We start from the raw sequence: 11,975 nt of genomic DNA, 5'->3' as shown, positions 1-11,975 counted from the left end.
TCAGGTACCGAATTTCCAGATTGGCCAGGAGCAGAGCATGGTGTGTACTTCGAAGCTGAGTGCGATGGACGGGTCAACTTTAGCGACTTCTTCGCAAGCGACAGCCAGGCTGAGGAAGTCAGCGCCTACGCCGCCGTTTTCTTCTTCCCAGGGGATGCCGAGAAGGCCGAGGGTACCCATTTTGTCGAGGATAGCGCGGTCAAAGACTTCCTTTTCGTCACGTTCTTTGACAGTCGGTGCCAATTCTTTTTCTGCAAAATCTTTAGCCAGTTTAGCAATATCCTGCTGCATTTCGCTGAGTTTGAAATCCATAGTAAATATTCCTCCTAAAAATAATTCTTATTCCATACTAAAGGTTTATAGGAAAGGGACTGTCGCATGAAGTGTTCAGCTGCCATGCGAAGCCCCTCCTTCTAACAATGAAGTCTTGCTCTATTATTTGCCCTGGAAGTGTTTAGCGCGTTTGTTGACGAATGCGTCCATGCCTTCCTTCTGGTCTGCCGTGGAGAAGCAGAGGGCGAATACTTCGTCTTCGTAAGCGATACCGGTGACGACGTCGCAGTTGATGCCGCGGTTGATAGCCGTCTTAGCGAGCTGTACAGCGATAGGAGCGTTGCCCATGATTTCTTTCGCTACCTTTTTGCAGGTATCCATCAATTCTTCCTGAGGAACGACTTTGTTGACCAAGCCGATGCGATGAGCTTCCTGAGCGTCGATCATGTTAGCGCGGAAAATCATTTCTTTGCCATAGCCACGGCCTACGACACGGGGGAGACGCTGAGTGCCGCCGAAGCCCGGTGTGATGCCGAGGCCAACTTCAGGCTGACCGAATTTAGCGTTTTCAGCAGCATAACGGAAGTCGCAAGCGCAGGCGAGTTCGCAGCCGCCGCCGAGAGCGTAGCCGTTAACAGCTGCAATGACCGGCTGGGCAGGTTTCGATGCGTGTGAAAGTATCCTGGGAAATCTTACCGAATTTACGGCCTTCGACAGGGTTCTTAGTGGACATTTCAACGATGTCGGCACCGGCGACGAAGGATTTAGCACCTTCACCAGTGATGATGACAACTTTTACCGATTCGTCAGCTTCGATTTTGCCAACGCAGTCATTCAGTTCCGTAACTGTTTCCGTGTTCAATGCGTTGAGAGCCTTCGGGCGGCTGATCGTTAAAATACCGATACCATCTTCGTTGACGAATTTAATATTGTTGTAAGCCATAATGAAAAACCTCCTAATATAGTTATAAAAATTATCAACTATGTCTTATTGATTGGCCTTGCCTTGAACCAACCTTGTGACTACAGTATACAAATGACCAAGTTGGAACAAAACAGGAAAGGCTTGACCTTTTTTGCATAGAATTAAGTCCATGTGAATTTTTTTGTCAAAATCATTGTGATTCACTAAGGTATGTGATAAAATGTACATGCTCAATTGAATTAAATTTATACAGAGAATGAATGTATTTCATATATATTAAAAGCCATATATGTTCTATATAAAAAATATGACAATTTCGTATTGAAGGAGGTTACAACGTGATTTCAGATGGATATGCTTCAACGTTAAAACGGCTCATTACCTTCACACAGGCCAAGTTCATTTCCCTGGCCGATGTCGTCGGTTACGATGTGTCCTACGTCAATAAATGGAGCAACGGTACGAAATTACCGTCTTCCCGTTATGTCGAACGGATCAACGAAGAAATGGGCCAATACTTTGCCGAACTGATCACTAAGCAGAAGAAAGAGGCCAAGTTCTTTAAAACCTTCCCCATTTCCGAAAATACGGATGACCTGGGCTTTGAAATCGGCCAGTACCTCTGCGCCGCCTACCGGACGACGCTGAACCAGAACCGGGTTCCCAAGGGCAAAGAAAACCGCCCGTCCATCCAGGTCGTCACCGGTCATCACGATACGTCGGCTTTCTTGTCGGACTTGCTGCAAAAGGGCATTCAAAGCCTCGAAAGTGATGGTGAGCTCCTGGTCCTCGGTGAATTTTGTACTTTATACAAAACAGGGTTCTGGAAATATTTCGAAGGCCTCGAATTACAGCACAGACTGACCATCCGCGTCGGCCTGGACTTAGATAAAATTGAAAGCAACTTCGATGATTTAATCACGGTCTATCGTACGCTAGATAACTTTTTGGATATCGATTTCGTCTTTTATGACATCCAGGATACGTCCAATGCCAACCTCATCATCCTCAAGGGCGCGTTCGTCGTTCAATATGCCCTGGACACACAGCCCCGCTTCAAGATGTGTACCTATATTTTCGACGAATCCTTAGTCGGTGATATTTATGAAAAATTCAGTTTCAACGGAGCTGAAAAGAAACCGCTCATGTCGACGGTCAGCTCTCTGGGACTGGAAGAACTCGGCTATCGCACGGCCTTCTATGCGACAACGAAATTCTTCTTCTACTTGACCATCGGCTTTGAATTCCTCCTTCCTCACGAAGTCTTCGACCACATCAGCGAAACCGTATCGCCGGAACAGGCCTTTGCCATCCAGCGCCTCTGCGTCACGTGGGAAGAAATCCTCAATGCTTCGGAAATCACCTTCATCATGCCGACGACATCGCTCCTGCGCTACGTCGAATCGGGCTACATCTACCTGACCGACATCGAATACCGCTTGACTGCGGAAGAACGGAAAGCGCATATCAAGAGTATCTTTGAAGGCCTGGAAAAGAATCCCAACTTAACGACTGGCGTCCTCTTGCCGACCGTCAGCGACGGCATGTACACGGGCAAGGACTTGTCCTTCTATTCCAACTACAAGACAGGCTTCCTGAAAAAGAACAAGCGGAATATCCACAACGACGCCGATTCGTTCTACGTCATCAGCAGCAACCGTCTCCACTCCATCCTGCTCAATGCCTTCCAGAACATGAAGAATCAGCCGTCATACCGCCAGTATGATTTAGAAGCCTTAAAGAAAAAATACGAAACGTATAAACCGCTCATCGAAAGGACCTTGTCCTTGTCGAAGTAAAAAAAGAGGCTGTCGCATTAAGACAGCCTCTTTTTCTGTAGGGGCGCCCACGTGGGGCGCCCGCCCATGCAAATCGGCTACAGGCATCATAACATATACCTGACGGGCTCGCCACGTGCGAGCCCCTACAATCAAAAAAAGAAGCTTGTCGCAAATGCGACAAGCCCTTTTTTTACAGTCCGCAACTCACAGCGTAGTCCGCGGCTGTGTCAAAACCTCTCAGGCCGCCTTCGGCGGCCTGCTCCCCTATCAGGGGAGCTTTTCTGCAAACTACAAACTCTGTACTACAAACTATTATTTGTTCATTTCTTCTTTCATCTTTTTCAAACCCATGGGTTTATCTTCAAAGAGGAAGGCCGGCATGACTTTGACTTCGTCGATGATCGGCGTGAAGCCCATCTGGTCGAGGACGTCTTTCTGGAGGTCGATGCCCGGGGCGATTTCGGTCAGGTGGACACCGTCTTCTTTCATTTCGAATACGGCACGTTCTGTGATGTAGAGGACATGCTGTTTATGTTTACGGGCATAGTTGCCGCTGAAGGTGATGTGACCGACTTCGGGAACGAATTTCTTGACTTTCCCTTCCTGCAGGATGTGCAGTTCACCGTCTTTGATTTCTTCGCGGAGTTTCCCTGTCGTAAAGGTCCCGCAGAAGACGACGTTCTTCGTATTCTGGGTGATGTTGACGAAGCCGCCGCAGCCGGCAATGCGCGTACCGAATTTGGATACGTTGATATTGCCTTCTTTATCGCATTCGGCCAGGCCCAGGCAGGTCAGGTCCAGGCCGCCGCCATCGTAGAAGTCGAACTGTGTAGCCTGGTCCATGTAGGCTTCGGCATTGACAGAAGCCCCGAAGCGGACGCCGCCGAGAGGTACGCCGCCGATGGCCCCGGCTTCGACAGTCATGGTCAAGCTGTCGCCGATGCCTTCTTCGTTGGCTACGGACGAGACGAGTTCCGGAATACCGATGCCCAGGTTGATGACGGCTTCACTGCTCATATTGAGAAGCAACAGGGCTGCCCGGCGGGCAATGACTTTCTTGGCATTGAGCGGAGCCGGATCCAGGGCTTTGACGGGAATCGTCGTTTCGCCCGTCAGGGACGGGTCATATTCGCAGTCGAAGGACTGCTGCCGTTTCGTTTCGTCATCGACCTGAACGACGTAGTCGACGTAGATGCCCGGTACTTTGACCAGTTTCGGGTCGAGCGTGCCGCCTTTGACGATTTTTTCAACCTGGACGACGACGATACCGCCGCTGTTATGGACGGCCTGTGCCAGCGGCGTGGCATCGAAAGGCGATACTTCCTTGGTCAGGACGACGTTGCCCCATTCATCGGCATAAGTCCCGCGGATGAAGCCGATATTCATATCCATACGCGGATAGAAGAGCTGGTCATGGCCTTCGATGTTGATGACTTTGACGAAGTCTTCCTTGGTGACGTCATTGAGACGGCCGCCGCTGATGCGGGGGTCCGCAAAGGTATCGAGACCGACGTGGGTAATCGTGCCTAAGCGATGAGCTGCGACGTCACGGAAATACTGGGACAGCGTGCCCTGGGGCAGGTTGTAGGCCTGGATCTTATTTTCATTGACTAATTTCTGCAGGGCCGTAACGGCGTTCCAGTGGCCGAGGATGGCTTTTTTCAACATCCCTTCGTGGGCGAAGTGGTCGCCGCCGCGGCCATCCGTATTCCCCTGGGAAGCGGCATAGATGAGCGTCAAATCTCTCGGCGAACCCGTATTGAGGAAGCGTTCTTCCAGGGCGCTGGTCAGCGCTTCCGGCTGTCCGGAACCGACGAAACCATTGGTCGTGACGACGTCACCGTCTTTGACGAGCTGAGCTGCTTCTTGAGCTGTAATTATTTTCACTTGTTTCATGTCTTCCATCTCCTATTTCTTCACGTTTGTTATATGCATTTCGTGAATTCATTATACAAAGGAAGCATATGGAATGATAGACGAAAAGGATGGACTAAATTGGTAGGAAAAAATTCCATGAAGTCAAATTACTGGGCTTCCAGGGCATTCCAGGCTTCATCAGCTCGTTCGACGAACATCTGGCGGACCGCTTCATTTTCTCCCAGGCCATGGATATAGGTCGTAACCGTGAAGCCTTCTTTTTCCAGGATACTCTTATGGGAATCGGCATCGGCACCGGCCATGTCGTTATTGGCATGGTCGCCGGCGACCATCATCATGGGCATGAGGATGACGTGCTTGATGCCCTTGGCTTTCAGCTGGGGAATGACTGTATCCAGATGGGGCCAGCCTTCGACAGAGTAGATGTAGACATTGCCCAGATCAGCTGCATCGAGGCGGTTCTGGACGACGGAGTAATAAGCATTGGCCGGATGCGGCGTGCCATGGGCCATGACCAGGATGGCGTCTTTCTTGCCAATTTTCGGGAACTGTGTCGAGAAGGCTTTGACGAATTCAGCGATGTCGTCGCGCTGGTCTTCCTGTCCCATCCAATACATGAGCGGCGTGCCGAGGGTCAATTTCTTGAAATCATGTTTGTAGAGGTCGAAAATAGCCGTATCATAAGCATATTCCATACCCGGGATGATGTCCAGGGAGGTAATGGCCACGCGCGTATAGCCTTCTTTTTTCAGCTGGGCCATGGCCTGTTCCGGCGTCGGTACGGTCACGCCTTCTTTAGCCTTGATGCGGTCGACGATGATATGCGACGTGAAGGCGACGACGACTTTCTGATCCGGATGGGCCGCCTTGATAGCCGATACAGTCTGGTCGATGGTCTTCTGGCGGCTGTCCTTATAGGTCGTGCCGAAGCTCAATACCAGGATGGCGTCTTTATTGGCTTCGTTCTGCATGTCCGGGTTGTTGTACGTGCGGACCCCGATTTCCGCGGCCTTTTTCAAAGCCGGCGTAGCGTCCTTGACTTCCGGGTTCAGCGTATAGCCGGCAGCAAAAGAGGGCGCCGAAAAAGCACCAAACGACGTCAGGGCCAAAGATAAAATCAGCGCGGTCTTTAATTTTTTGTGGAACATAATCATCTCTCCTTTGATAAAAAATATAAAAAAAGAGGCTGTCACATGATGGCATAAGCCTTCATGCGACAGTCCCTTACATACGAGTCCTTCACGGCCAGCAGCTCATAAAAAGCGGCTCGCCGTAAAAATCGCCATCCCCATCGCTCGCAGGTCAACCGGTGATCCTAATCAGGCAGTTCTTCTGGCTCGGATTCATGGCCATGGCTGCGCCTTCCCATACGCGGACGTACAGTGACATCATTGCAGCCTGGCTCCTCCTTACAGCGGCGGGACCGCGCCGGTTTTGCACCGGACTTCTCTATTGAGCTTACGCACCTGATTGCACTATGGAATTGTATGAATCCTTACAGGACTAACGTCGGGGCGACATACGTACGGGCCAGTAATTCCTGATTCAGGGCATAGAGGCCTTTGGCATCGCTGCCGAACATCTTGTATTTCTTGATCAAATCGTCGGCATTCTTTTCTTCTTCGCCCTGTTCCTTGACGAACCAGTCGAAGCACTGCATGGTCCGGTAATCGTGGACTTTATCGGCAGCCTGATAAATCTTGTTGATCAGCGACGTGACATACTGTTCATGAGCCAAGCCAGCTTTGAGGACCGCTTTGATGCTGTCAAAGTCGTTCTGCGGTTCGGCGATGGCCGAGAAGGTAACGCGTTCGCCGTTGTTATGCAGATATGTCCGCATGAGCATCGCGTGATCCCGTTCTTCCTGGGCCTGGACATCATACCAGTTGGCAAAGCCGTCGAGGCCATTGTCATAGAAATAGTTGGCAAAAGCTAAATACAAATATTCCGAATAGAATTCCTGATTGATCTGGGTATTGATTAATTCTTTTACTTTTGCATCGAGCATAACGGTACCTCCTTGAGATATGTCTCAAAACGTGTACAGAACTTCATCGGTTTTCTTGAACCGTCCTTATTATATCACATTTGACCCTATCAGGAACACTTCTTATTTGACTTTTTGCTCATCAATGGCATTCTTGATGCTCTTCAAGTCCTTGATATCGACTTCTTTCAGGAGCTGGCGGAACCGGGCCAGCTGTTTTTCGACTTCCGGTGACAATTTCGGGAATTTCGGGTTAATGGCCTTGAGTTCCTTGAGGACGATCTGGGCGACGACATAGCGCGTATACCACTTGTCATCAGCCGGGACGATGTACCAGGGAGCGTACTTCGTCGACGTGGCCGATAAGACTTCGCCGTAGACTTTCTGATAGCGGTTCCAATATTGCCGTTCCTCGATGTCAGACATGTCGAACTTCCAATTCTTCTGCTGAGTCAGGATGCGGTCGATGAGGCGTTTCTTCTGTTCATCTTTCGATAAATGGAGGAAGATCTTGACCATAGGGAAGCCATTTTCCGACAAGTACCGTTCCCAGTCGCATATCTGGCGGTAGCGCGTTTCCCAGATATCCTTGCGTACCAGTTTTTCCGGCATACCGTCGCTTTTGATGAGGTTGTGGATGCGGGCGACGACGACTTCTTCATAGTGCGAGCGGTTGAAGATGCCGATTTCACCCCGGCCGGGCAGGGCTTTATTGATGCGCCACATATAGTCGTGATCCAGTTCTTCCGAGCTCGGTTTCTTGAAGCTGTGCACTTTGACGCCAGCCGGATTGAGGTGGGCAAAGACGTGTTTGACCGTACCGTCTTTCCCGGCCGCATCCATGGCCTGCAGGACGATGATCAGGCCGTAGTGATTGTCGGCACAGAGCTTTTCCTGTAAATCCTGCATTTCGGAAATCGTCTGGTCAAGCAGTTCGCCTTTGACCTTCTTCTTGTCGATGTCCACATCGCAGGTCGTCGACCACTGGGTCAAATCGATTTTTTTGCCTTCTTCCGCTAAATATCGGGAAATATCCATAGTAAAAACTCCTTTCTCTATCTATAGTGCTTCTCACAAGACTGGCTGTGGGCCGCCTTTTCCCCAGCGGCTCCGCTTCCCGTTTTTATAGTTGATGTTGATGGACCCTATCTTGACTTTGCCATTGACAATGGAAAAAGCGTCCGTCGATACGTCACCAAAGAACATGGAAATGACGACGTCCCGGAAGTTCAAGATCTTGCCATCCTGAGCGAAAGAGCCGGAAATGCCCCGGAAGGGCAGCTGGTGATAGCGTCCCGGGCCGGACTGGAAATCACCGTAAATCGCCTTGGTGCCGGTCGTTTTATTTTCTTCCATGTGCAGATTCAAGTCGACGTTGCAGCGCAGGAAGAGGTCATGGGCCGCAATGCCGCCTTTGAGCTGGGAGCCGGTCATGTCCGCCGTATACGATTTATCGTCCAGGTTTACCTGTCCATGACCTTTCATGGAGCCGCCGAAGACGCCGGCCGTGACTTCGTTTATATCGAGCAGGCCCTGTTCATAATGGACCTGTCCTACGACATCCGTAAAGACCAGGGCCGTAATATCCAGACGGTCCATCTTCAAAGTGCCGTCGATGACCGGGGCATATAAAGGGCCGCGGATGTCGGCCGAAACTGTCGCCGGGTCGTCGATATCCAGGCCGGCCCCGAGAGAACGGGGATTGCAGTCGCTCAGCAAGAGCGACAGGTTATACTGCGGTGTTTCTTCTTTGAAATCCAGGCTGCCGCGGATGCGCAGGGACTTGGCATCGATCATGCCGGAAAAGTGACCGGCCCGCAAGTCGATTTTCGTCTTGCCTTTAGTATGGATGGCCGAAGAGAACTCGACATCGCCGATCTTGAAATAACGGCCTGGCGCTTCAGCTTCGATGACGCTCTGATGCAGGGCGACGTGGCAGTTAAAGGGGCGGTTGCTCTTAGGCCCTGTGACCTTGACCAAATCCTTCGGGCCGCTGCTGTGATGGTCACTGGCCTTCTTGATATGCTGTAACTCCATTTTATCATTAAAGATCAAATGAATATAGGCATTATTCAAAGTCACGTCTTCGACAGTCTGCGTACCGATATGACCGGTCAGGACATCGCTCAGTTTGACCGTAAACTGGCCTTCCGGTATCTGGACCAGCGTATCCCCATCTTCATCGTGCCATACCAGGCCCTCAAAGGACACGGTTCCGCCTGGCGTCGCCGTCAGGCGTTCCACCGTGACCGTACCGGGAAAGAGCTGGCGTTCTGCGACGACTTGGTTGAAGATATCCGCCGCTTTGTAGCTCATGTAGAAACAGAGTCCGTAAAGAACGGCGGCGGCGATCAAGGTAATCGCCCCCATGCGTTTCAGTTTTCGTTTATGTCGGACATACCATTTATTCCACATGTTCTCCCGTCTTCTTTGCACTCATATCACTGATTTTCCAGGTGTTCCCGTCTTTTACCATCGTCACCTGACCGTTGAAATACTGGACTTTGACCTTGGCACTGCCTGGGATACGGTCCCGCGCTTTCAAGGTGAAGGAAAAGGTCGTCTTATCGCTTCCGGAAGCGATTTTGCGGAGATTGGAAACGTCGCTGGACAAGGTGTTGGCGTAGCCCGGCGCGTAACCATCATAGCCGCCGACAGAATTCTGGAATTCCCCAGTCAGCATCTGGAAGGCATCTTGCAGGTCGTGATTGGAAATGGCCTTATGGTAAGCCAGGAAAGCCTGCTTCGCGCCATCTGTCTTTTCATCGGCCAGGCGGACGCTGATATATTCGACGGTCTGGCTGTTCTTGCTGACGGCAAAGCGCAGGATTCCCTGTTTCCCGTCATCGGTCTTAAAGGTATATTCATAATGAATCTGGGCACCGTATTCCGAGGCCTGGTAATCGTCACCATAGGCATTGACGACGTCATCCAAAGAGCTGCCCTGATGGATGCCCCGCTTGCTCTGAGCTGCCGGCGAGGAGGATGTCAGCATGATGACTTTATCGTCTTTGACGACGACATCCATATCGGTAAACTTATGATGAACGGCACCGTCTTTACTATCCGACGTGCTGAGTTCCCGGCCCAGGCCGTCTTTAGCTTCATCCCAGCTTTGGTCCAGGTAAACGCCGTTTAAAGAGAGTTCCGAATCAGCCGTCTTGACAAGCTGCGACGATACGGTACTCCCCTGGGCCGGTAGGGCTTTCTGTTCATGGGCGTACCAGATGCCGCCGGCAATGGCCACGACGAGGACGCAGGCCAGGGCGATGAAGAGATTGCGATGCTCCTGGAGCTGCGCTTTTAAAGGAACTTCTTTTTTCTCCCGCTGCGGCATAACTACAGGATGTACTGCCGGCCGGCTTTCAGGCTGCACTACCTTTTCCTCCTGCTGTACGGCTGTCCGATTGGTCAGATGACCGTATTGGGCTTGCAGAACCTGCAGCGGGGCCCCGCAGGACGGGCAGAATTTTGCCGACGGGTCGACGGGCTGGTGACATTGCGGGCACGTATGGACGGGTTTGCCGCAATGACTGCAAAAGGCCGCATCAGCCGCTACGGGACGGCCGCAATGAGGGCAGTATTTTTCATTTACTCCGTTTACATTTTGCGTTGACATTGCATTTTCATCGTTTTGATGATTGGCTTGGTTGTCGCCTGTATCGTCAAAGTTAAATGATGTAAACATGTTTTCACCGCTCAATGTGCCAATCGACGCCAGGGAAGAAATGCCGAAGATGAAGAACAGGGCTGTCATGGGAACGGTACACATGAGGCGAAAGGCCTGATAGAAGGAAGTCCCCAGCCGTTCTTCCCGGCGATAGATGTAATGCTGGCAGAAAACAGGAATCATCCAGACCAGGACCAGGAGGACGGCATAGCCGATAAAGGTCCCATAGCCGCCGCGGGTCATGCCGAACATCAGCTGGGTCATACTATAGACGATATGGCCGACGACGGCAGCCGTACAAAGGGCGCTGACCAGCCAGCTGAGGATGACGTAGTAAATATAACGGCGGTATTGACTGATATAGTGCCAGCGCTTGCGATTCACATAAATAGTAGCGATGATACCTAAGATACAGAGAATCGCAGCCACAGTCCCATTGAAAATTTCCGCAATCAAGATCAACAATAGGTCTACGACAAAATAGCCCAGGAACATTTTGAGCAGATAAGCCAGAGCCCGCGTCTTATAGAGCAGGTAAATCATGATGACCAGAAGAGCCAGCGTGACCAGCGTATTGAGGCCGCTGAAAAAGGTCAGGACATCCATGGTCCGCCGTACCCCAGCAGGACCACCGAACAAGCCGATCATAGCCAGTCCCCGCAGGGCAATTTCAAATAAAACGCCCAGGACCGTCGTCACGACGCCAACATACATCATGGCGATAATAGCCGTGTACTTCTTATGCTCCGTCGGGAACCACTTGCCAAAATAGCCTAAAGAATCCATAGAAACACCTCCATAAAGATAAGGTAATTATAATTTTATGTTACACCTATTTGGCAAAAAGGAAAAGGACTTGTCGCATGTGCGACAAGCCCCTTTTCGAGTATTAAGTTTTCAGTTTGTAGTTTTTAGTTAAGGCTTTTAAATCAGCAGTTTACAACTTTTTGAACAAATAAATATCGCGTAACCACACTTTGAAGTATAATGAATCTGCTCAAAAACATCATTCCAAAGGAGTTACGCGATGATTTCATTATACCTCGAAAATTCGATTATTGGTAGCCTGTTTCGTTTCTTTTCTACATATTTTTCTACGGCGACACGGCCAACGCGATTCCTACTGACCTGGTTGGTCATCGCTCAGGTAGCCTTGCAGGCCTTCCCGTCTCTTCGCTTTCTTCATCGGAATTTCTTGTCCCAGGTGACGCATCGCTGCTTAAATAGTTATTACCGGGCGCTTCAGAACGAAACGGTGACGAGCCGTTCTCTCCGCCTGCAAACAGCGGAATTGGCTTGCAGCCTGATTCCGGCGGCCTTACAGAATGAACCGGTCTTTCTCAGTGTCGATGATACGACGGTACCGAAATTCGGCAAGAAGTTCGATGCTGTTTCTCTGTTGCATGACCATGCCTGCCATACAGGCAAGCCTTACGTAMATGRTCATTGCTTCGTCACTGA

The 11,975-nt window shown here is 50.6% G+C and carries 8 protein-coding genes, 2 pseudogenes and 1 riboswitch; of the genes and pseudogenes, 2 read left to right on the top strand and 8 right to left on the bottom strand.

All coding sequences use genetic code 11. The features are described 5' to 3' along the window. The gene (locus NM10_RS09575) at positions 1-312 is read right to left on the bottom strand and encodes an acyl-CoA dehydrogenase family protein (protein ID WP_020311374.1); all 312 of its coding nucleotides are present in this window, start codon (positions 310-312) and stop codon (positions 1-3) included. A 123-nt stretch (positions 313-435) separates the two neighbouring features. Continuing rightward, positions 436-1,135: pseudogene (locus NM10_RS09570) on the bottom strand (enoyl-CoA hydratase-related protein). Positions 1,136-1,536: 401 nt separating this feature from the next. Between NM10_RS09570 and NM10_RS09565 the strand changes: the two are divergent. Next, positions 1,537-2,997: a hypothetical protein gene (locus NM10_RS09565; protein ID WP_020311373.1), complete on the top strand. Its 1,461-nt coding sequence runs from the start codon at positions 1,537-1,539 to the stop codon at positions 2,995-2,997. A 294-nt stretch (positions 2,998-3,291) separates the two neighbouring features. On the opposite strand, the gene NM10_RS09560 is transcribed toward NM10_RS09565, so the two are convergent. From NM10_RS09560 to NM10_RS09535, 6 genes are all read right to left on the bottom strand, one after another. Then, entirely contained in the window at positions 3,292-4,875 is a 1,584-nt protein-coding gene (locus tag NM10_RS09560; protein WP_020311372.1) for an acyl CoA:acetate/3-ketoacid CoA transferase, read from the bottom strand. A gap of 128 nt (positions 4,876-5,003) precedes the next feature. Then, entirely contained in the window at positions 5,004-6,005 is a 1,002-nt protein-coding gene (locus NM10_RS09555) for a sirohydrochlorin cobaltochelatase (RefSeq protein ID WP_020311371.1), read from the bottom strand. A gap of 157 nt (positions 6,006-6,162) precedes the next feature. Beyond that, positions 6,163-6,342, bottom strand: a riboswitch (cobalamin riboswitch). A gap of 10 nt (positions 6,343-6,352) precedes the next feature. Then, entirely contained in the window at positions 6,353-6,865 is a 513-nt protein-coding gene (locus NM10_RS09550) for a ferritin (protein WP_020311370.1), read from the bottom strand. A gap of 102 nt (positions 6,866-6,967) precedes the next feature. Then, entirely contained in the window at positions 6,968-7,882 is a 915-nt protein-coding gene (locus NM10_RS09545; protein ID WP_020311369.1) for a polyphosphate kinase 2 family protein, read from the bottom strand. A gap of 33 nt (positions 7,883-7,915) precedes the next feature. Continuing rightward, positions 7,916-9,259, bottom strand: coding sequence for a hypothetical protein (locus NM10_RS09540; protein ID WP_020311368.1), 1,344 nt, complete (start codon positions 9,257-9,259; stop codon positions 7,916-7,918). After that, entirely contained in the window at positions 9,249-11,300 is a 2,052-nt protein-coding gene (locus NM10_RS09535) for a zinc-ribbon domain-containing protein (protein WP_020311367.1), read from the bottom strand. The genes NM10_RS09540 and NM10_RS09535 overlap by 11 nt, the downstream gene beginning before the upstream one ends. A 241-nt stretch (positions 11,301-11,541) precedes the next feature. On the opposite strand from NM10_RS09535, the pseudogene NM10_RS13360 reads away from it, so the two are divergent. After that, positions 11,542-11,975: pseudogene (locus NM10_RS13360) on the top strand (IS701 family transposase); the annotation flags it as partial.

The organism is Megasphaera sp. NM10 (genome assembly GCF_000417505.1).
Classification (GTDB): domain Bacteria; phylum Bacillota; class Negativicutes; order Veillonellales; family Megasphaeraceae; genus Megasphaera; species Megasphaera intestinihominis.
Note: the sequence above shows the minus strand (reverse complement) of the source record. Positions and strands in the feature narration are given on the sequence as shown.